Consider the following 19998-nt stretch of genomic DNA (forward strand, 5'->3'; position numbering starts at 1 on the left):
ATATACCCATGATTCATCTCAGTAATTGGTATAGTAAAGCCGATCATTTCATACTGTGCAAACTGCCATTAGACGTCACTGGAATTAAGGTGCGTCAATCAAACAAATAGCTGGGGTAGACATGTCTGACGCAATGCTCGCTAAAAAAGTGGCTTATCACATCATTTCTCATTTTGATAAAAGCTACCGATGGTTCACCCGCATAACCCGTGGTGCGCAAGAGCGATTTGAACAGGGGCGGTGGCAAGAGACGCAAACGGCTTCGAAAGAACGCATCACCATCTATGAACGGAGTTTATCCGACGCTGTGGCCGAGATTTTTCACGACATACATCCACACCGCAGTAGCAATGAATTTTGGCAGCTCCTAAAAACCAAATTTGCTGTGCTTCTCGAAGGTCATCCACAATACGAGCTTGCTGAGACTTTTTATAACTCGGTGATAGGAAGGCTTTTCAAACACGAAAAAATCGATGACTCGCTCATGTTTGTGCTGCCTAGCCGCTGCTATTTGCCTGGGCAAGACAGACACAAAGTCGTGAATAGTTTCGACACCACAACCACGGTGGCACAAATGTATTCATCAATCTTCTCTATCTACCGATTCAATATTGAGTTTGAAGACAAAACACGAGATATGCATCACCTCGAAGTCGCACTTCGCAAGCGTCTCACTAAAGAGCAACTCGCCAGTGTTCATGCTGTAGAGATACTCAAACCCACATTTTATCGCGGTAAATCCGCATATTTAATTGGGCGAATCTGTATGCCCAACGAAACCTTACCCTTTGTTATTTCGATACAGCGCAATGACCAACAACAACTTTTCGTCGATGCATTACTCACCGATAGAAAAGACTTAAGTGTTATTTTTGGTTTTGCCCGAAGTTATTTTATGGTCGACACCCAACACCCTGCCGAAGTCGCCGCATTTCTTCAGGAATTACTTCCCAATAAAAAACACTTTGAATTGTATATGGCGCTTGGGCACTTCAAACATGGAAAAACCGTATTTTATCGCAACTACCTACAGCATCTGGAAGGTTCAAACGATCAGTTTGAAGCTGCTCCAGGTATTCGTGGGCTCGTAATGATGGTGTTCCATCTGCCATCATATGGCGTAGTGTTTAAAATCATTAAAGACGAATTCGCCGAGAGCAAAAAGATCACCAGAGAACACGTAAAAGATTGCTATCGTTTGGTAAAAATGTCCGATCGGGTTGGCCGAATGGCCGATACCCATGAATACATGAACTTTAGGTTCCCCATTGAAAGAATGTCTCAGGCACTGATTGATGAACTGCAAGAGACTTGTGCATCCAGTGTAGAAATTACAGATTCAGAACTTATCATTTCTCATCTGTACATCGAACGCAAAATGACACCACTTAATCTATATCTTCAACAAGAGACCGACGAAGACAAGATTCACAATGCGTTGAACGAGCTAGGACTGTGCATCAAGCAGATTGCCATGGCCAACATATTCCCCGGTGATATGTTGCACAAGAACTTTGGGATAACACGTCATGGTCGAGTTATTTTCTATGATTACGATGAAATATGCTTTATGCATGAACGGAACTTTAGATCGTTACCCAAATCAGATGACCCCTATGCCATCGACACGCTGTCAGTCGCACCAAACGACGTTTTCCCTGAGCAATTTGAACACTTTATTGTGGGTAAAAGGAAGTTCAAAGAGATTTTAAAGTCGCTTCACGGCGACCTTATGACGCCCGAATACTGGCGCAAAGTACAAACCATAACGGCTAAAGGAGAGATTCAACATTTCACTCCATACAACGAGAGTATGCGTTTCCCTCGAAGTAGTTAATTAGCACATTGATTTATGCCGAAAAATTCACAAAAGAAGTGATCGAAAACTAGGGGTTAATCAGTACAAAAGGTACCGCCTAGTAACTTGATTTTATTTCGATGAATGTGCTCTTAATTGAAGATGATCCGAACGTAGCGGCTCATATCGTAAGTGAGCTGGGTAAAGAAGGCCATGCGTGTACACTTGCACAAAATGGCGAGGATGGAATTGAACAGGGGCTGTCCACCAATGCAGATGTCATTGTGTTAGACGTCATGCTACCTAAGGTGGATGGGCTATCGGTACTTGACACGCTCAGAAACAACCAAGTCTTTACTCCTGTTATATTCCTCAGTGCTAAAAGCCAGGTAGAAGACAAAGTAATCGGTTTGCGCCGCGGTGCAAACGACTATTTAACCAAGCCGTTTGCCTTTGAGGAATTGCTAGCTCGAATTGAAGTTTTAGCGGGTAAAAGCAAAGTGAATGATAGAGGCACGTCCATGAGTGTGGGCGACGTCACCCTCGATCTAGTCAACCGCAAAGTACTTCACGGTGACGTGGAAATTGAATTACAATCCAAAGAATTTCAATTACTTGAATGTTTAATGCGCAACCGAGGTAAAGTGGTCACGCGTAGCATGTTGCTAGAACAAGTGTGGAATTACCACTTCGACCCGCAAACTAACGTTATTGACGTTCACATCAGCCGTCTAAGACAAAAAGTAGATAAAGCGTTCAACATCCCGCTAATCGAGACCGTAAGAGGTACTGGCTACAGAATCACCGAACCTGTTCCGTGCTAGCCATTGGTCAATTTACGCAGAGCTCAAGCTTTCGTGTTGGGGCTCTGCTTACCTTCCTTGCCATTTCAGCAATGTTGCTTGTTTCTTATTTCTTAAAAACAGCATATACCACAAGCGTTCAAGAACACACTGCTCAAACCCTGACAGCGCACTCTCAAGCGCTGACCATAATTATTCAACATGCACTCGCAACGGAAGATTTTACTTCACTGAATGACTATATCGATGCGCTAGACAATCAAACTTATATTGGCGTCACACTAAACAATCAATTCTGGGGCGGTAACATCAAACAGTGGCCCTCATTTTCACCGTCACAAAACCCCAGTGAAGCCGTGTTAGTACCATATAATTTAACGCCAAATGACAATACAACAAGAACATTGTCAATGTTCAAAACCATCGACAACGCAGAATTCAGTGTATTCATAGGGAGAGATATTGCGCTATCAAATGCCAAAAAACGAACCTATGTGCTAAGCACTCTATTCTTACTTACCGCACTTTGCCTCATCAGTTTTGCTGTCGCAGTTTATGTGGTTAATCGCATCAATCGCATGTCGGTCACCGCCTCACGCATTATGGATACCGGGAACCTTAGTGAGCGACTGGACATTGACAGTAAGTGGGACGATTTAAGTCGATTGGCGGTAGTACTCAATAAGATGCTCGATGCCATTGAAATGTCTGTAGAGAACCTCAAAAGCGTGACTGACAATATTGCTCACGACTTAAGGACCCCCTTAACAAGGTTAAAAAACAGTCTAGAAAAAATAGAAGACGCCAAAACACGAGAAGAGACCACCAGCGAAGCTAACAAACTTTTGAGCATTTTTAACAGCTTACTGAGAATCAGCCGAATTGAAACGTTAGAGCACAAGGCGGGATTTGAAGTGACGGCACTCAACCAAGTCATCGATGATGCGGTAGATTTATACCTTCCCCTAGCTCAACAAAAACAAATTGAACTGACATTAAAAGCATCGAAAATCGAGTTTCGGTGTGATCCCAACTTAGTATTCCAGTGCGTTGCCAATGTTCTCGATAATGCCATTAAACACACCTCTACAGACGGTAAAATACAGGTGCAGGTCTCCGAGTTCAAAGGCAAGGTTGTCGTCTCGGTAAACGACAGTGGTAGTGGAGTGCCGATTGAAATGCTATCGAAAATCGAAGACCGTTTTTATCGTTCTGACAACAGCCGCACATCAAAAGGGAACGGCCTAGGTTTATCACTGGTGTCTGCAATCATTAGATTGCACAAAGGAAAACTCTGGTTTGTTCCTGACCCACTGAACGTGGGCCACGGGTTAGGCGTCGTATTAGTGTTTACGACTGACGCTGCATAAAAATAGTCACCTCTGCCATAACGACACCAAATTTTTTGATGTACGAGCGGTTCATTATTGCAGTATCGTCAAATGCCCAAAACCAATCATCGAACTGGACCAAGTACGTAGTATCCCCAACAGGAAGGTCCATTGCATAACGGAAATTAAACGCGTTTCCATAAGACATTCCTATCGCTGTTGATGCAATATCACTGGCGCTTCCTTCAAAGGTGCCGTCGCTTTTCTGAGTGATTTCCCATACGCGAGTTTTCGGCCCTTCACCTAAGTCATATTCAAAAGTTTCGTCAAGAGTCAGCACTCCGTTGGCGTTGGAACCGCGAATATCCACAACAAAGCGCTGAACCACTTCGCCGGAACGATTTTGTACGATACCCCATGCCTTAACCTGTCCATCGAAAAACTGATTTAAATTAAATGCAGGAGTTTGTTCTTTATAGTCGCTGCCAACAATGGCAATAGAACATCCGTTTAAAAACACAAGACCAAAAACAGCAGATGCTATTTTCAGAAAGTTCTTCATTGTAATTACCTCTATATATCCCGGGTCAGCCGGGTAACTTTAATAATGCGCGTCGAAAGTCAGGCGCAGATGTTCTTGGGTCAAGCCATATTCCAAAGAATCGTTCGGTGAACTCCGTATCTTCAACCCGTCCAATTTCTTCTTCATTGAGATAGAACACCGTGTACTTATCTTCGGTGGCTACCCCCAATATGACATCGCCTTTTTTGACGTCTGGAAAGATAGCAATCATCTGCTGCAACCAACCATCAAGCTGCGAATCTGTAACTCCGCCTTGCTGTGCGATTTCATCTGCAGAACGTTCGGCAATCTTTTCTCCGTCCAACGATCGTTGGTATGTCAATCGCAATGCATAAGGTTGCTCTGAACTGTATTCTCCATTTGGTGCATATAGTTGCGCTTGGTAGACCTTCCAAAACAAGTAACGAAACATCTCTTCGCCAACAAGCGCTGCTTCAGGCACATACATGGTTATTCTGGTGGGTAAGTTTTGTTGCGCATTTATCGATGCGCCGAAAACACTCAAAACCATAAAAGCTCCAATCACCAACTCCCGTCTAAAAGCACTCATTAGGTCGCCGTCATATGTTACTCGTTGTCATACACAGTTATACTGGGGTTATGGTAGCTATGATCAGTTTTAATTGTTTTGCGTTGCACTTCCTTAGAAAAAGAACTTTCTTTACCCTCTCCTTTGGTGTCATTCACTCCGGACTGGGAGGGCGCAGGACAAGTCGAGATGAAAATTAAGCGAGACGACCTCATTCACCCAGTCATTTCGGGTAACAAATGGCGCAAGCTATCCTCATTACTATCGTCGGTCCCGCAAGGTGCAAAAGGTATCGTGAGTTTTGGCGGAGGTTTCTCAAATCATGTTCACGCACTGGCTTATTGTTGCAAGTCGCTTGACTTACCCTTTATCGCCATCATTCGTGGTAACTATCAACAAAATCTAACTCCCATGCTACGGGATATTTCAGCGTGGGGAGCACAAATCATTTATGTAGACCGAGTGACCTATCAACGCAGAAACGATGCGGACTATTTAAACGAGCTCTCTACTCAATACAAAGGCTATGCGATTATTCCCGAAGGTGGCAGCCACATTGATGCAATGCATGGGGTGGCAAAAATTGTTCAGGAGATTGAGTGGAATTTCGATGCCATTGTCACTCCTGTAGCAAGTGGTGCAACGCTAGCTGGCATAGCTCAGTCAATCAATGCTGATCAACAAGCTATTGGAATCGCCGTGTTAAAAGGTGAAGAATACTTAGAATCGTTAGTTCAAAACTTTATGGTTCAACCTAACGATAACTGGCATATTGAACATGCGTTCCACCATGGTCGCTACGCAAAAATTACTCCTGAACTACAGTCATTCTGCTCTGAGTTGCACAAAAAATACGGTATACCTACCGAGGGTGTTTATTCAGGAAAGCTCTTTTTCGCTCTCAAAGAAATGTTAGCAGCAGGAACGTTCTCTCAAGGTCAAAAAATTCTTGTATTACATACGGGGGGTATGCAGGGAGCACGCCAGTATTAGCGGAGGCAGGCGTTAACTCTTTAAAGGTTAATGTAGATTAATTGAACTGATATTTAAGCTGAAGCGTAAGTTGAAAATGCAGTAGATTAGATATTCCAACTTTTTTGAGGGTTAGTCTGTGACCAATGGGCCTGTTACGCTTCCTACACCGTTGAATACATTAGTAGCTCGCTCACTGGTACTTTGCGAGTTGATGCTACCCATGAAGTCTCGCTTTTATCCATTTGCTGCTACTTACATCAAAGGAAAAGTCGAGTGTGTGTTTTCTGAGGACACTTGCGAAAGCAGGGAAAACGCAGCGTTGATTGAATCTTTGCATCATCACTTAACCAGCTTGGCTAAAATTGTTGAAAACTACAACGTATTAGTTTTCCCAACCACAATCAAAACCTACAAAAACTCGGATATCGAAGTAATCGCCATCAATACACATTCACCTGACAAAACCGTCTCTACGTTACTGTATCCCTACTTTAGATTAGGTGAGAAAGTCATTGTATCGCCGCCATTAGTATCCCCCTACGTTTAACCTCGTGGGCTAACTATTCCCAAACTATCGCTAAAACACTCATTGGCTTGTTTTTCCAACAAAATAGGTTACATTTTTTCTAATATCCGTGCTCGCTAGACTTGCCAATTTATTGTTGTCTGCTAGCATTCGGCGCAAAATTTCCAGCTTTAATTTAGGAATCTCTCTATGTCTCGCGTTTTAATTATTGGTGCCGGTGGTGTAGCCACTGTAACGGTGAAAAAATGTGCTCGCTTACCCGAACATTTTGACGAAATTTACTTAGCTAGCCGCACTGTTTCAAAGTGTGAAGCACTCCAAAAAGAAGTGGGTGAAGATCGAGTTAAAGCTGTTTTTGCCCTAGATGCAGATAACGCAAAAGAAGTAGAAGCACTGATCAATAAAGTAAAGCCAGACCTCGTAGTCAATCTTGCTCTACCGTATCAAGACCTACCTATTATGGATGCGTGTTTAGCTACAGGTACTGACTATCTAGATACGGCAAACTACGAGCCAAAAGATGAGGCAAAGTTTGAATACTCTTGGCAGTGGGCATACCAAGATAAATTCAAAGATTCAGGCATTATGGCGTTGTTGGGCAGCGGCTTTGATCCCGGTGTTACCAATGTGTACACCGCATACGCAGCCAAGCACTATTTCGATGAAATCCACTATCTAGATATCGTTGACTGTAATGGTGGTGACCACGGTCAAGCATTTGCCACTAACTTTAATCCTGAGATCAATATTCGCGAGATTACCCAGCGCGGTCGTTTTTGGGAAAATGGCGAGTGGAAAGAAACCGATCCTCTGAGTGTGCGTGAAGATTTAGATTATCAAAACATTGGTGTGCGCGCGTCTTATCTCATGTTCCACGAAGAACTCGAATCTCTCGTTAAGCACTTTCCGTCACTAAAACGTGCGCGTTTTTGGATGACTTTCGGCGATGCTTATCTCAACCATCTTCGCGTACTTGAAGGTATTGGCATGACAAGTATCGAGCCTGTTGAATTCCAGGGTCAGCAAATTGTGCCTCTAGAATTTTTAAAAGCAGTATTGCCTAATCCAGGCTCACTCGCTGAAGGCTACACAGGCATGACCTGTATTGGTACTTACATCACAGGTATAAAAGACGGTAAAGAAAAAACCATCTTTATCTACAACAACTGTGAACATGCCAAGTGCAACGATGAAGTGGGTGCACAAGCGGTATCTTATACCACAGGGGTACCAGCAATGATTGGTGCGGCGCTTATGCTCAATGGTACGTGGAAGCAAGCTGGTGTTTGGAATATGGAACAATTCGATCCAGATCCATTCATGGATATGCTTAACGAACATGGCCTTCCGTGGCACGTTATTGAATGTGACCAAAGTCCATTCGCTAAATAAGTCTCTTTTAGTACAGAACGGAGTTCCCTTTGACCGATTTAACTCAGCGCACTGATATCCCCTCTCCATGTTATGTTCTTGAAGAGGAAAAGTTGATTAGAAACCTTGAGCTCATGCAACGAGTTCAAGACGCCTCTGGTGCGCGAATTATACTTGCACTTAAAGGGTTCTCCATGTGGTCATGCTTCGACATTATTAAGCAGTATTTACATGGCGCTACCGCCAGTTCAGTGTGGGAAGCTAAACTTGCCGCTGAGATGGGTAAGGAAGTACACGCATACTCTCCAGCGTACAAAAAGCAAGACATTGATGAATTGAGCAAACTAGTTAACCATCTTTCGTTTAACAGTCTTTCTCAATGGCAAGCCTACAAAGATGCCATGTCTAATGTTTCTGTTGGTTTACGTATTAATCCAGAGCACCAAGAGGCAGAAACACCTTTATACGACCCGGCTGCGCCCGGCTCTCGATTGGGTATTCGCGCTTCGGAGCTAGAGAATATCGATCTATCGGGTATCGAAGGGTTTCACTGTCATAATTTATGTGAGTGCGACTCTTATGCTACGGAACGGACCTTACTCGCAATTGAACAAAGGTTTGGCAAATGGTTAGGGCAATTAAAGTGGCTTAATCTTGGCGGAGGTCATTTAATGACAAGTGAAGGTTATGACGTTGAGCATTTGGTAACCACACTCAACGCTTTTAAACAACGCCACCCACACTTAAATGTAATACTTGAACCAGGCTCAGCAGTGGCGTGGCAAACCGGCCCTTTGATTGCTGAAGTAGTGGACCTTGTTAACAACGAAGGGGACATTGCAATTTTGGATATTTCGGCAACTGCGCATATGCCAGATGTATTAGAGATGCCCTACCGCCCCCATATCCTTCATGGCTTCGAGGCTAGTGAAAAAGCACACACCTATAAACTCGGAGGCAATTCTTGTTTGGCTGGTGATGTTATCGATATCTACTCGTTTGAGAAGCCACTCGGTGTTGGCGATCGTCTGCAATTTGAAGATATGATGCACTACACCATGGTAAAAACCACTTTCTTCAATGGCGTTGAGCATCCAGCCATAGGTATCCTTAGAAAAGACGGGACCTTCGAGTTGGTCCGTTCATTCACCTACGAAGACTTTAAAGGGCGTTTATCGTAAATGCCCTCCTCTCACTCCTGAGGCGACTACCTTTGAGCATCCAATCCAGCTTGGTACAAGGCGTTTTTCTTCAAGTCATAATGCTTAGCAACAACTGCTGCTGCTTTTTTAAGTGGTAGGTGCTCACACAGTGCATTGAGTAAGGCCATGGCTTCGGGAGGTATTTCTGAGGCATTCAGCTCGGCCGGAGACACCATCACCACGAACTCTCCTTTTTGGTGGGCGGCATCACTCTCTAAATAATCAATAACCACTTGCGGCGTACCAGACACATAAGTTTCAAAGGCTTTGCTTATCTCTTTTGCAATAACAATATGTCGGTCACCCAAAATACGTTGGATGTCGTTAATTGTATCTAGTATTCGGCGAGGCGCCTCATAAAACACGCTAGTGCACTCTCGCTCTTTAAGTTGTGTAAGCAAGTTATCGCGCGCGAGGGACTTTACCGGTAAAAAGCCCTCAAATATAAATCGGTCGGTGGGTAAACCAGATGCGCTTAATGCCGTTATACCAGCACATGGGCCGGGCAATGCTGATATATTTATTCCTTCTTCACGACACCGACGCACCAGTACAAACCCGGGGTCGCTGATTAACGGTGTACCTGCATCACTAATCAAAGCAACAGACTCACCACCTTTGAGTCGTTCGCACAACATGGCTGTACGCTTGTCTTCATTGTGCTCATGTAATGACAATGTACGAGTAGGAATAGAAAAATGCTGAAGTAGTCGAGCACTGTGACGAGTGTCTTCTGCGGCAATCCAATCAACTTGACGCAATACCTCAATAGCTCGAGGGGTCATATCATCCAAGTTACCTATTGGGGTAGGTACAATAAAAGCGTTGCGCTTTGCATAGCAGACCTTAGTTAATCATTTCAATACGTAAAGTGTACCACGCTCAAAGACCAGTTCACGTTTACAAGCGTAGATTTTCAGCGCGATTAGGATAAACTGTGGATTCTGCTGAAAAATGGAGAAAGCTGTGTTTAATCTTGAACCTCAGAGCAAACGAATTGCTGTGACGGCTGGTATTATCTCGTTAATACTCTCTGGCTGTGGTAGCACACCTCAGCAATCAAATGCGCCTGTAGTGAGAGTACAAGAAGCCCCCACGGTTGTACAAGAAGTCCAAGACACACCGCTAAAGCTCATTACTAGAGCAAAAAGCACATGGCTGAGTACAGGTGATGAAACTCAACGTAACGCTTACCTCTTAGATGCCGCCGAGCTTTTCCTCGAGCAAGGGGATACTGTGAGTGCCCATCAGATTTTGATGGAATTGGCAAACGAAACACTAACACCTACATTAGCAGCACGGTTCAAGTTACTGGTCGCGCAAAGCCAGTATGACGGAGCCAACGTTTCTACTACCGAACTTATCACCTGGTTAAATGAGCAAGAATACGTCCCGAGCGCACTACAACCTGACTACGCTGAATTACTATACCGACTATATTCAGAGCAAGGTAACGCAATTGATAGTGTTGACCAACTCCTCAAAACCTCGCGGCCTGACGAAGAAAAGGTTAAGGCATCTTGGAACCTGGTGTCTGCGCTGCCCGAATCTCAACTAAATGCTATATCTAGCAGCCACCCTGAACTTGCGCCTTATATCGCATTACGTCAACTAGCCGTTGAGTATGCTTATGACTCCGCCGCCTTATCCCAAGCGGTTGATCAGTTCACTACGGTGTATCGCAGTCATCCCTTGGTTCAGTTCTTCCCTTCGGACGTAACACAGGCCTTAACAATTAATTCTCCAGAAATTGATAAGATAGCCGTATTGCTGCCTCTCAGTGGCCGTTTGGAAAGCACAGGAAACACAGTAAAAGAAGGTGTACTAGCGGCTTACTACTCTCAGTATCAAGCCGATCAATCCGATGAGAATTTACCCTCATTGCAATTCATAGACACTAATGAGAAATCAATAGAGCAACTTACTGCCGAAATAGGTAGCGCCAACTTTGTTATTGGGCCTTTACTGAAAGAGAACGTTGAGGCACTCAGTGCGGCACTGCCACCGAATGTAAATATGCTGGCTTTAAATAGGCTAGATACCAATGATGTTCAATCACTCGCAACGAATGTCGAGTTTGGTGAATTGTCGGGCGGTCTTCAGCGCGTAAACTACTTTTCTTTAGCACCAGAAGACGAAGCTATCCAACTAGCTGACTCTATGTTCAGTAAGGGAATTCGAGCGCCAGTACTGGTGCATGGTCAGTCCGTACTTTATCAAAGAATGTCCAATGCATTTGATACTCGTTGGCAAACTTTGGTGAAACAACACGGGCTCGCTAAGGTCAATATCACCACAGTAACCTATAGCGACAGCGCCTCGTTGCGTGAAGGAATAACTCGTGCACTCGATGTGGAGCAAAGCAAAGAGCGGATCAAACAAATCGATCACATGGTCAACGAAAACATCTATAACATGCCCAGAAGTCGCCATGATATAGACGCCATCGTTGCATTTACCTCCCCGCAGGATACAGAACTTCTTAACCCAATTATTGAAGCTAGCCTTACGCCTTATGAAGGAAAAGTGACTAACGTTTATGCCACCTCTCGCTCTATGGAATACACGAGTGCCAAAAACCAATGGCGAGACCTACAAAATGTACATTTTTTGGATATGCCTTGGGTGATGCCGAATAATAACTGGCAAGCACTTAGACAAAGTGCTGACCAAATATGGCCAGATCGAACCACACTGCAAAGTAGACTCTTTGCTTTTGGCGTAGACGCGTATCGTTTACTGCCTAATCTTGGGGTATTGAACACACTCCCCTATACCGATTTACAGGGATTGACGGGTAAATTATCGATTAACACGCATGGTGAAGTAGAAAGGGTTTTACCTCATGCGGTGATTTTACGAGAGAATATTCAACTAATTACGGAATAAAAACTATGTCAGTATCGCAAGGAAGTGTCGCTGAACAAAAAGCCATTGATTATCTAATTGAACAAGGGCTGACACTGCGTTGTCAAAACTATCGCGCAAAAATGGGTGAACTCGACATTGTTATGCAAGACGGTGAAACCATAGTTTGTGTAGAAGTAAAGTATCGCAAAAGGAATCAATTTGGACATGCAGCAGAATTTGTAACTTCAAGAAAACTCGCGAGAATTCAAGCTGCGTTTCAAGTGTATTTGTTAGATAATGGCGCCAATCCCGCATCCACGCCGATGCGTATTGACGTTATTGCCATCAATGGCGATAACCTTGAATGGCTAAAAAACGTAGGTTAACTCAAAAGGGCATTGGTGCTGTATCGTAAGTTAGCCTCTTAACCGAAGAAAAACCATGATAGAAAATATTAAAGCTAACTTCACCGAGAGTATTCAAACTAAAATCGCGGCCTCTGAAATTTTGCCAGAGTCTATTGAAAAAGCGGCCATGATGATGGTTGAAGCGCTCATCCGCGGTAATAAAGTACTAAGTTGCGGAAATGGAGGTTCGGCAGGTGACGCCCAGCATTTTTCGTCGGAAATGCTCAACCGTTATGAAAGAGATCGCCCTAGCCTTCCCGCCATTGCTTTGAGTACAGATACATCAACGTTGACGTCTATTGCAAATGATTACAGCTATGATGAGATTTTTGCAAAGCAAGTTAGAGCATTAGGCCAGCCTGGCGATATACTCCTCGCTATTTCAACCAGCGGAAATTCGCGAAATGTAATTGCTGCCATGGAAGCAGCCTTATCGAGAGACATGACCATCGTTGCACTGACGGGTAAAGATGGTGGTGAAATGGCGGGCTTTTTAAGTGAGCACGATGTTGAAATTCGCGTGCCATCAAACCGTACTGCACGTATTCAAGAAGTTCACCTATTAGTGATTCACAATTTGTGTGAATGCATAGACGACAGTCTGTTTCCAGCTGACTTAGGTGACGAATAACCACAAGGGAAAGGATGCATGATGTCAGTTTCAAAAAAAATTGTTGGCATTTTTACTGCCGCATTTTTGATAGGTTCACTGCAAGGATGTGTTGTTGCTGTGGGCGCTGCCGGAGCAATGGCTGCGAAGGTTGCGAATGACCGAAGAACGGTTGGAACTCAATTAGACGACCAAAATGCCAGCGGTGCAGTTTCGCTGAAGTGGTCTAAAAGCGAAGCGCTTAAACAGCAAGCTAATTTGCAAGTAGATGTTTATAACAGAGTTGCTTTACTCACTGGACAGGCGCCGACTCAAGCGCTCATCGACGAAGCTTTGACCAGAGCCAAAGAAGTACGTCACATCGTTAAGTTTCACAATCAAATCCGACTCGGTCAGCCAATTGGAGCAGGAACGCAAGCTAATGATATCTGGCTTGCGTCGAAAGTTCGCACTCAACTGATTGCCGACGAGCGCATTCCAGCACTGCAAGTGAAAGTTGTTGTACAGGATTCTGAAGTATTTCTTATGGGTCAGCTTACCAATCAAGAGGCAACTGCAGCCGTTGACGTGGCGAGGAATGTTTCGGGTGTAGCTCGCGTCGTTCGCGCGTTCGAAATACTGTAATCAGTCTACTCTCGATGCTGCTGTGCATCAGTGGCATCGCCATCTCTAAATGATTGTCCACGTAACAACTACTACAAAAAATACAAGACAAACACGAGTATAAGTAAGGCTATCCAGAGGGTTTCCATCGCCATTAATAATATCGGTTTAATTCCCACTTCTACTAACTTCCCTAAGTTAGATTTCATACCGATAGCGGTGATTGCAACAATAAGAAAAAACTGAGACAGGGCGCCAGCCGTTTCGATAACAAAAGATGGCAAGTCAGCAAGGCTATTCAGCGTCATCAATATAACAAAGAATACTAAAAACGAAGGAAAACTGGGGATGTCAGTACCTTCGGTTGTATTAGCATTTGCACGCTTAATCAACAACACAAAACACAATACCACGGGCATAAGCATTGCCACTCTGACTAACTTAGTCAGAGTGGCAAAGTCACCCGTTTGCTCTGAAATAGAATATCCAGCCCCAACCACCTGAGCAACATCGTGGATTGTTCCTCCGAGGAAAATGCTCGCCCCCGTTGAATCTAGACCGGCATACTCAACCAAAATGGGGTACACCACCATTGCTAACGTAGACAATGCCGTCACCCCAACAACGGTGAGCAATGTATCCCTCTCTTTGTTTTCATCTGTGGGGAGTACGGCGGAAATCGCCAATGCCGCAGACGCGCCACAAATACCAACCGCGCCGCCCGTCAAAGCGCCAAAGCGCTTTTGCATACCCATAAGTTTTGACAAACCAATACCGATGGCAATGGTTGAGACTATTGCAAACGCTAACATCATCCCTGTTTTCCACCCCAAGGTAACAAGATCACCAAAGGCAACCCTTAACCCTAGCAAGGCAACACCCGCTCGCAGTAAATGACAACCAGTAAATTCAATGCCAACTTTACATGAGGTATCTTGCTGATAAAGAAACGATACCGCCATTCCCAACAACAGGGCAAACAACATTGCTGGTGCCCCATAATGCTCACTGAGAAACAATGCTGCCATACCAGTGATAGCGCAAATCCCGATGCCGGGAAAATACATAGTTATCATTGATTTATTAAGGCTAATCAGACGGGTCAGGTGCTTCACATTAACATTCCATGAGAGTTTGGACCTGTAATCTAACACGTCATGACATTTGTCACATGCTATTGATGACAAGTGTGAATTATCTTTCCCAAAGACACATTGCATACTCTTTCCACAATGAGACATTGGAGAGAACACATGACAACACTTACCCTTGAACATCAAAGAGAGATTTTCAAACAACGACGCTTTTTGGCAATGCCACTTGCCGGCACTCTGGTGTGGGCGCTGATAGGAATTGCCTCACCTTTCCTGTCTGAAATAGCAAAGACATGGTTACTATATATTGGTACCGGCGGCATTTTTTATCTGGGTGCGGGCTTCTCGTACTTAACTGGTGAGAAATTCTTTTCTAAAGAACGAGTCAATACCGAGTTCGATAAATTATTTTATGTAGGCATGATTATGAGTCTGCTGGTATTTGGGATCGCATTACCCATAGCTACCAATGACCATACAAGCTTACCACTAAGTGTGGGGATACTCGCGGGATTAATGTGGATGCCGCTCTCATGGGCAATTCAACACTGGGTGGGTTATTTTCATACTATAGCAAGAACATTACTTATCGTACTGGTCTGGTGTTTATTCCCCAACAATCGTTTTGAAGCAGTAAGTGCTGTTATTGTTATCGTATACGTCATATCACTTATCGCTCTGGAACAAAGATACCGCAACCTACAACACACAAAGGAAGTTTCACTATGACCTATCTTTTACTCGCGCTAGCAGTCGTCACTGAGGTTACTGCAACGCTGTTACTGAAAGCCTCTGATGGCTGGGAAAAGTGGCATTACGGCTCAGCATCAATATTTTTCTACGCGATATCTGGGATGATTTTCGCCGTAGTACTGAAGCATATGGGCGTTGGTGTGGCCTATGCTATATGGTCTGGCATGGGGATAGCTTTGGTATCAGCAGCTTCAGTAATACTATGGAAGCAAACCTTTGATATTTATGCGATAGTGGGAATATTAATGATTGTTTCTGGAACCTTACTTATTACCAGTAAATCAACTGTTGTCTTTCAATAGGGTGAATTATGGCAGCTTCAATATCACTCCCACTACTCACGTCAGGTAGAAAAAAACCAATGGTCATACAGCTCGCTGTTTTTCTCACTGTTTTACTTTGTTCCTCTGCTTTTTGGTGCACTGCCTGATTTTAAAACGAGTACTATTATCGCCGGCCTTTATCTGGGATTTGTTTCACTCTATTTAATTACTATTCACTTGCCTCACCATCAATTGCTTTATGGATTGGGCGCCATGCTCACACTCGCTTATGTGGCCAGTGTGTACAGCCCTGGAGGCGCGGTTATTTTTGGCTTTATCGCCTTCATCGTAGGCTACTACTATCGAACGTTGATAAGCACTCTATTTATATTATTCATCGTAATATGCATCGTTGTACTCCAATCGAGTATATTTGCCGAACAGACGTATTTTTTCATCGCATCTGCGGTCAATGTTGTTGTGCTTTTCGGTTTTGGTGTGATGGAAAGAAGAGAAACTATCCATCAAATCTTAGAAGCCAATCAAGCGGCATCACTTTCCACACTCACGGCTATTGCAGAGCGAGAACGCATAGGTAGGGATTTACATGATGTTGCCGGGCATGCTCTGAGTAGTATTTCCCTCAAGGCACAAGTTGCCGAAAAGTTATTAGAAAAAGGACAGATTGATAACGCCAAAAAAGAGGTTGCTGAACTATCTCGATTGTCTCAGTCTTTGCTCAGCGAAATACGTCAAACCGTAAGCGGCATTAAGCATCTCACCAGCCACGAAGAACTCACTAGGTTGGTGAACAAGCTTACGGAAAATAGTATTGTGGTTAATGCTGACCTAGACAAATCTGCTTTGGGGATGTTGTCACCACTGCAGGAAACACAATTAGCATTAATAGCAAGAGAAGCCATCACTAATATTCTACGCCACAGTGACGCTAATGAAGTTTCACTGAGGGTATATACCCAAACCGAATGCGTTCACATGAAAATTAGCGACAACGGGCAAAATCAAATCAATAAAGAAGGAAACGGTATCAAAGGTATGAGAGAGCGAGCCCAAGAAATCGAAGGAACCCTACTGATTTCTAGGAGTAACAACACCGAAGTCCATCTAACCATACCGGTGGTAACATCATGATCTCAGTCATTATTGTTGAAGACCAAAGCTTGGTAAGAGATGCGATAGCGACTTTATTATCGCTAGAGGATGATATCAGTGTGGTCGCCACCTTCGAAAATGGTGCCGCAGCCCTTGAATGGTTATCAGACAATCAAGCACCTAACATTGTTTTGACCGATATTGAAATGCCCGAAATGAGTGGACTGGAACTTTGTGAGGCTATTCAAGCCCAAGGAATTTCCACTAAGACCATCATCATGACGACCTTTTCTAAACCTGGCTACATCAAACGAGCCCTTTCACTTGGCGCACTTGGCTTCATTCTTAAAGAGTCTGACAGCCATTATCTTATTCAATCCTTGAAGTCTGTGATGGAGAACAAGAGAGTCATTGCACCTGAACTAGCGATTATGGCACTGGATGACAATAATCCTCTCAGTGAAAAAGAGTCGAAAGCGCTGAGTCTGGCGGCCGATGGATTGAAAACCCAAGACATCGCTAGCGCACTATTTTTATCCGAAGGGACAGTAAGAAACTACCTTTCTGAAGCGATATCAAAACTGGATGCCACAAACCGCGTTGATGCCGCGCGTATTGCGCGGCAAAAAGGCTGGATTTAACCTTCAGAATTTTCCTCGGCGGTGGGAACGGAGCCATCACCCTCCGAAATATCGGTAGTAATCGCTTCAGGGTGCCATTCATTGATACTCATGATAGTGCAGTAGCCCATGGAGGTATTGCTGTCGGTATACACTCTATCTCCACGAGTAAGACAGTTGTTACCCACTCGTTTGACGAAGGCCACACTGAACATTGCCCAATCTGGATCACAGACTCCCACAAGCTTTAGTTTGTAGCTGTCTCGAATACCACGGGTAAGAATAATCGCATTGCGATCATTATCCACGGGAGCCCAGCCATCACTGTTAGTAGTAAAACAAATTCTGTCTACTGATTCTCCAATTCTTGGATCGTTTTCCAATGGAATTTCAACAGTCTCCTCGTCAGTCGAAGCACAACCAACCAAACCGATAGCGAAAACAACCATCAATATTATTTGTCGATAATTCATTTCAAAACCCTTAATCAATTTAATGACTGGACTAACATACTTGGATATAGCGACAAAACCAACATAAGCAACTGTTAGGTATCACATTAGGAACGAGACTTTGGTCTTAAACATCCCACTTTGTCGACAATTAATGCTGTTTTAGTTTGACCACACGTATATATACCACTATATTGTCGACACATTATTTACATTTCAGAATGACTCATGGCCGCAAGCTTTGGTGTAGAAACACCAATTACCAACGCAGATAAGACCTTTGTCCAGCTCAGAGACGATATTGTTGAAGGTATTATTCCGTCGGGAAGTAAACTCAGCGAAACCGAGTTGTCGACAAAATACCAAGTCAGTCGAGCGGTTATCCGTGAAGCCATCAACAGGCTTGCCACCTGCCATTTAGTAGAGCGAAAAGCCAATGTGGGCGCCCGTGTTGTCGGTCTTTCAGCGGAAGGTCTAGTGCAACTTTATCAAGTGCGTGAAGCACTCGAGGGCATGGCGGCACGTCTCGCCGCCAAACATATGTCAGATGAAGAAATTTCATCGCTTAAAGCACTATTAGACTCCCACTTTGACACCGTAAAGAGTGGCGAAAACTACTACCAAGAAGCGGGCGATGTGGATTTTCATTACCGCATTGTTCAAGGAAGCAAAAACGCACACTTGATTAGCGTGTTAATTGATGGGCTATACCATTTAGTCCGAATGTACCGCGTTCAATTTGGCATGGCAGGACCTAGGGTAAGTACCGCATTTGATGAACATAAACACGTAGTTTATGCCATTGCCAATAGAGATGAAGAACTGGCAGAAATGCTCATGCGCCGCCATATTCTTTATTCAAAAACCAACATCGAGAAGAAGCTGAACAAAGATTTATAAGCAAAGACAAATAATCACCTTTGCTTTACACCCTATAACCAAGAGTGACTAATTATGAGTGCAGGAAAAAAATTCAGACAAGCGTTAGCGGACAACAAACCGTTACAGATTGTTGGAACTATTAATGCGTATACCGCAATGATGGCGAAGTCTATTGGTCATCAGGCCATTTATCTTTCTGGTGGTGGTGTTGCCAATGCCTCTTACGGCCTACCTGATTTAGGTATGACCTCACTCAACGACGTTATTGCCGACGTTCAACGCATCACATCAGCATGTGATCTTCCGTTAATGGTCGATATCGATACGGGCTGGGGCGGCGCGTTTAACATTGCTAAAACCATACGCGATATGGAGAAAGCAGGTGCCGCAGCAGTACACATGGAAGACCAAGTTGCCCAAAAACGCTGTGGTCACAGACCTAACAAAGAAATTGTCAGCACCGAAGAAATGGTCGACCGCATAAAAGCAGCGGTGGATGCACGCACTGACCCAGACTTTTTCATCATGGCTCGTACCGATGCATTTGCACAAGAGGGGCTAGACAAAGCGATAGAACGTGCGAAGGCCTATGTTGCTGCCGGTGCAGACGGCATCTTTGCTGAAGCAGTGCAGACTGAAGAACACTACCGCGCTTTCGCAGAAGCACTTGATGTACCTATTCTAGCGAATATTACCGAATTTGGAAAAACCGAACTCTGGAACAAAGAACAGCTGGGTGAATGGGGTGCAGATATGGTGCTTTACCCATTAAGTGCTTTCCGCGCCATGAATAAAGCGGCAGAAACCGTATACCAGTCTATTCTGGATAACGGCGATCAAAAAGCGGTAGTCGATATGATGCAAACCCGTATGGAGCTATACGATTATCTTGGCTACCACGATTACGAGCAAAAGCTGGATGCACTTTTTGCTCAGGGTAAGGGCTAACTTAGAAGGTGGGAGCGTGCAGTTCTCAAAGACGCGGTAAATACACCCTTACCAGCGACATTTTGCGTTTCGCTCACTATCACCTCTTCATAGTCAAAAATCAGTTAACGACAGAAGAGTACTTTTTAAAAGTACCAATAACTGGGCGACATCAGCTATGTAACTGCTGTCATAACGATATGAATGACAAGGTAGCAGTTACATAGCAACGCCCTTCCGAAGCACAGATGCTGAGGCAGAGCCCCCATGGAGGGGTTTATGGCGTGGCGGGGCTGTGTAACTGCA

At 44.2% G+C, this 19998-nt stretch carries 22 protein-coding genes; 17 read left to right on the forward strand and 5 right to left on the reverse strand.

Features of this window, described 5'->3' with window-relative positions; genetic code table 11:
- Positions 1 to 121 precede the first annotated feature (121 nt).
- From aceK to EYS00_RS05585, 3 genes are all read left to right on the forward strand, one after another.
- Positions 122 to 1837 carry a bifunctional isocitrate dehydrogenase kinase/phosphatase gene (gene aceK / locus EYS00_RS05575; RefSeq protein ID WP_130635559.1) on the forward strand — a complete coding sequence of 572 codons (1716 nt, stop codon included), beginning with the start codon at positions 122 to 124 and terminating at the stop codon, positions 1835 to 1837.
- Positions 1838 to 1938: 101 nt separating this feature from the next.
- Positions 1939 to 2622 carry a response regulator transcription factor gene (locus EYS00_RS05580; RefSeq protein ID WP_130635560.1) on the forward strand — a complete coding sequence of 228 codons (684 nt, stop codon included), beginning with the start codon at positions 1939 to 1941 and terminating at the stop codon, positions 2620 to 2622.
- The gene (locus tag EYS00_RS05585) at positions 2616 to 3971 is read left to right on the forward strand and encodes a HAMP domain-containing sensor histidine kinase (protein WP_130635561.1); all 1356 of its coding nucleotides are present in this window, start codon (positions 2616 to 2618) and stop codon (positions 3969 to 3971) included. The genes EYS00_RS05580 and EYS00_RS05585 overlap by 7 nt, the downstream gene beginning before the upstream one ends.
- Here the strand turns inward: EYS00_RS05585 and EYS00_RS05590 are convergent.
- Together EYS00_RS05590 and EYS00_RS05595 are read right to left on the reverse strand one after the other, a co-directional pair.
- Entirely contained in the window at positions 3952 to 4494 is a 543-nt protein-coding gene (locus EYS00_RS05590; protein ID WP_130635562.1) for a DUF3833 domain-containing protein, read from the reverse strand. The two genes, EYS00_RS05585 and EYS00_RS05590, sit on opposite strands and share 20 nt — an antisense overlap.
- A 25-nt stretch (positions 4495 to 4519) precedes the next feature.
- The gene (locus tag EYS00_RS05595) at positions 4520 to 5065 is read right to left on the reverse strand and encodes a chalcone isomerase family protein (RefSeq protein ID WP_242618655.1); all 546 of its coding nucleotides are present in this window, start codon (positions 5063 to 5065) and stop codon (positions 4520 to 4522) included.
- A gap of 168 nt (positions 5066 to 5233) precedes the next feature.
- Between EYS00_RS05595 and EYS00_RS05600 the strand changes: the two genes are divergently transcribed.
- The 4 genes from EYS00_RS05600 (at position 5234) to nspC (ending at position 9097) form a co-directional block, all read left to right on the forward strand.
- Entirely contained in the window at positions 5234 to 6037 is an 804-nt protein-coding gene (locus EYS00_RS05600) for a 1-aminocyclopropane-1-carboxylate deaminase/D-cysteine desulfhydrase (protein ID WP_130635563.1), read from the forward strand.
- Positions 6038 to 6155: 118 nt separating this feature from the next.
- Positions 6156 to 6566: a hypothetical protein gene (locus EYS00_RS05605; protein ID WP_130635564.1), complete on the forward strand. Its 411-nt coding sequence runs from the start codon at positions 6156 to 6158 to the stop codon at positions 6564 to 6566.
- Between the two features lie 168 nt (positions 6567 to 6734).
- On the forward strand, positions 6735 to 7937 hold the full coding sequence (locus tag EYS00_RS05610; RefSeq protein WP_130635565.1) for a saccharopine dehydrogenase family protein: 1203 nt from the start codon (positions 6735 to 6737) through the stop codon (positions 7935 to 7937).
- A 29-nt stretch (positions 7938 to 7966) separates the two neighbouring features.
- Positions 7967 to 9097 carry a carboxynorspermidine decarboxylase gene (gene nspC, locus EYS00_RS05615; protein ID WP_130635566.1) on the forward strand — a complete coding sequence of 377 codons (1131 nt, stop codon included), beginning with the start codon at positions 7967 to 7969 and terminating at the stop codon, positions 9095 to 9097.
- Between the two features lie 26 nt (positions 9098 to 9123).
- Here the strand turns inward: nspC and rsmI are convergent, their stop codons facing one another.
- Entirely contained in the window at positions 9124 to 9936 is an 813-nt protein-coding gene (gene rsmI / locus EYS00_RS05620) for a 16S rRNA (cytidine(1402)-2'-O)-methyltransferase (protein WP_258313011.1), read from the reverse strand.
- A gap of 148 nt (positions 9937 to 10084) precedes the next feature.
- On the opposite strand from rsmI, the gene EYS00_RS05625 reads away from it, so the two are divergent.
- From EYS00_RS05625 to EYS00_RS05640, 4 genes are read left to right on the forward strand one after another with little or no spacing between them, the layout of a single operon-like run.
- Positions 10085 to 12007 (forward strand): penicillin-binding protein activator, encoded by a 1923-nt coding sequence (locus tag EYS00_RS05625; protein ID WP_165399319.1) that lies wholly within the window; start codon positions 10085 to 10087, stop codon positions 12005 to 12007.
- Positions 12008 to 12012: 5 nt separating this feature from the next.
- Positions 12013 to 12354, forward strand: coding sequence for a YraN family protein (locus EYS00_RS05630; RefSeq protein WP_130635569.1), 342 nt, complete (start codon positions 12013 to 12015; stop codon positions 12352 to 12354).
- A 55-nt stretch (positions 12355 to 12409) separates the two neighbouring features.
- A complete protein-coding gene (locus tag EYS00_RS05635) occupies positions 12410 to 13006 on the forward strand; it encodes a phosphoheptose isomerase (protein ID WP_130635570.1) in 597 nt (198 codons plus the stop codon).
- Positions 13007 to 13027: 21 nt separating this feature from the next.
- Complete coding sequence (locus tag EYS00_RS05640) at positions 13028 to 13609, forward strand: BON domain-containing protein (RefSeq protein ID WP_130635603.1); 582 nt, start codon at positions 13028 to 13030, stop codon at positions 13607 to 13609.
- A 71-nt stretch (positions 13610 to 13680) separates the two neighbouring features.
- On the opposite strand, the gene EYS00_RS05645 is transcribed toward EYS00_RS05640, so the two are convergent.
- Positions 13681 to 14664 carry a YeiH family protein gene (locus EYS00_RS05645; RefSeq protein WP_130635604.1) on the reverse strand — a complete coding sequence of 328 codons (984 nt, stop codon included), beginning with the start codon at positions 14662 to 14664 and terminating at the stop codon, positions 13681 to 13683.
- Between the two features lie 177 nt (positions 14665 to 14841).
- Here EYS00_RS05645 and EYS00_RS05650 point away from each other — a divergent pair, with 177 nt between their 5' ends.
- The 4 genes from EYS00_RS05650 (at position 14842) to EYS00_RS05665 (ending at position 17452) form a co-directional block, all read left to right on the forward strand.
- Positions 14842 to 15411: a hypothetical protein gene (locus tag EYS00_RS05650; RefSeq protein WP_181412786.1), complete on the forward strand. Its 570-nt coding sequence runs from the start codon at positions 14842 to 14844 to the stop codon at positions 15409 to 15411.
- Positions 15408 to 15737: a multidrug efflux SMR transporter gene (locus tag EYS00_RS05655; RefSeq protein ID WP_130635572.1), complete on the forward strand. Its 330-nt coding sequence runs from the start codon at positions 15408 to 15410 to the stop codon at positions 15735 to 15737. Before EYS00_RS05650 ends, EYS00_RS05655 begins: the two co-directional genes overlap by 4 nt.
- Positions 15738 to 15971: 234 nt before the next feature.
- Positions 15972 to 16850: a sensor histidine kinase gene (locus EYS00_RS05660; RefSeq protein WP_130635573.1), complete on the forward strand. Its 879-nt coding sequence runs from the start codon at positions 15972 to 15974 to the stop codon at positions 16848 to 16850.
- Positions 16847 to 17452 carry a DNA-binding response regulator gene (locus EYS00_RS05665; RefSeq protein ID WP_130635574.1) on the forward strand — a complete coding sequence of 202 codons (606 nt, stop codon included), beginning with the start codon at positions 16847 to 16849 and terminating at the stop codon, positions 17450 to 17452. Before EYS00_RS05660 ends, EYS00_RS05665 begins: the two co-directional genes overlap by 4 nt.
- On the opposite strand, the gene EYS00_RS05670 is transcribed toward EYS00_RS05665, so the two are convergent.
- Positions 17449 to 17904 (reverse strand): DUF6491 family protein, encoded by a 456-nt coding sequence (locus EYS00_RS05670; protein WP_130635575.1) that lies wholly within the window; start codon positions 17902 to 17904, stop codon positions 17449 to 17451. The genes EYS00_RS05665 and EYS00_RS05670 overlap by 4 nt on opposite strands.
- Positions 17905 to 18111: 207 nt before the next feature.
- Here EYS00_RS05670 and EYS00_RS05675 point away from each other — a divergent pair, with 207 nt between their 5' ends.
- Both EYS00_RS05675 and prpB read left to right on the forward strand, forming a co-directional pair.
- Positions 18112 to 18783, forward strand: coding sequence for a GntR family transcriptional regulator (locus EYS00_RS05675; RefSeq protein WP_130635576.1), 672 nt, complete (start codon positions 18112 to 18114; stop codon positions 18781 to 18783).
- A gap of 54 nt (positions 18784 to 18837) precedes the next feature.
- Positions 18838 to 19713, forward strand: coding sequence for a methylisocitrate lyase (gene prpB, locus EYS00_RS05680; protein WP_130635577.1), 876 nt, complete (start codon positions 18838 to 18840; stop codon positions 19711 to 19713).
- Positions 19714 to 19998 lie beyond the last annotated feature (285 nt).

This window comes from Alteromonas sp. KUL49 (assembly GCF_006538345.1).
In the GTDB taxonomy this organism is placed as follows: domain Bacteria; phylum Pseudomonadota; class Gammaproteobacteria; order Enterobacterales; family Alteromonadaceae; genus Alteromonas.

Bases quoted from the DNA above. Each gene is read 5' to 3' on its own strand.
- aceK (WP_130635559.1), top strand. From the start codon at position 122: ATGTCTGACGCAATGCTCGCTAAAAAAGTGGCTTATCACATCATTTCT.
- EYS00_RS05580 (WP_130635560.1), top strand. From the start codon at position 1,939: ATGAATGTGCTCTTAATTGAAGATGATCCGAACGTAGCGGCTCATATC.
- EYS00_RS05590 (WP_130635562.1), bottom strand. From the start codon at position 4,494: ATGAAGAACTTTCTGAAAATAGCATCTGCTGTTTTTGGTCTTGTGTTT.
- EYS00_RS05595 (WP_242618655.1), bottom strand. From the start codon at position 5,065: ATGAGTGCTTTTAGACGGGAGTTGGTGATTGGAGCTTTTATGGTTTTG.
- EYS00_RS05600 (WP_130635563.1), top strand. From the start codon at position 5,234: ATGAAAATTAAGCGAGACGACCTCATTCACCCAGTCATTTCGGGTAAC.
- EYS00_RS05610 (WP_130635565.1), top strand. From the start codon at position 6,735: ATGTCTCGCGTTTTAATTATTGGTGCCGGTGGTGTAGCCACTGTAACG.
- EYS00_RS05630 (WP_130635569.1), top strand. From the start codon at position 12,013: ATGTCAGTATCGCAAGGAAGTGTCGCTGAACAAAAAGCCATTGATTAT.
- EYS00_RS05635 (WP_130635570.1), top strand. From the start codon at position 12,410: ATGATAGAAAATATTAAAGCTAACTTCACCGAGAGTATTCAAACTAAA.
- EYS00_RS05640 (WP_130635603.1), top strand. From the start codon at position 13,028: ATGTCAGTTTCAAAAAAAATTGTTGGCATTTTTACTGCCGCATTTTTG.
- EYS00_RS05645 (WP_130635604.1), bottom strand. From the start codon at position 14,664: ATGATAACTATGTATTTTCCCGGCATCGGGATTTGCGCTATCACTGGT.
- EYS00_RS05650 (WP_181412786.1), top strand. From the start codon at position 14,842: ATGACAACACTTACCCTTGAACATCAAAGAGAGATTTTCAAACAACGA.
- EYS00_RS05655 (WP_130635572.1), top strand. From the start codon at position 15,408: ATGACCTATCTTTTACTCGCGCTAGCAGTCGTCACTGAGGTTACTGCA.
- EYS00_RS05660 (WP_130635573.1), top strand. From the start codon at position 15,972: ATGCTCACACTCGCTTATGTGGCCAGTGTGTACAGCCCTGGAGGCGCG.
- EYS00_RS05665 (WP_130635574.1), top strand. From the start codon at position 16,847: ATGATCTCAGTCATTATTGTTGAAGACCAAAGCTTGGTAAGAGATGCG.
- EYS00_RS05670 (WP_130635575.1), bottom strand. From the start codon at position 17,904: ATGAATTATCGACAAATAATATTGATGGTTGTTTTCGCTATCGGTTTG.
- EYS00_RS05675 (WP_130635576.1), top strand. From the start codon at position 18,112: ATGGCCGCAAGCTTTGGTGTAGAAACACCAATTACCAACGCAGATAAG.
- prpB (WP_130635577.1), top strand. From the start codon at position 18,838: ATGAGTGCAGGAAAAAAATTCAGACAAGCGTTAGCGGACAACAAACCG.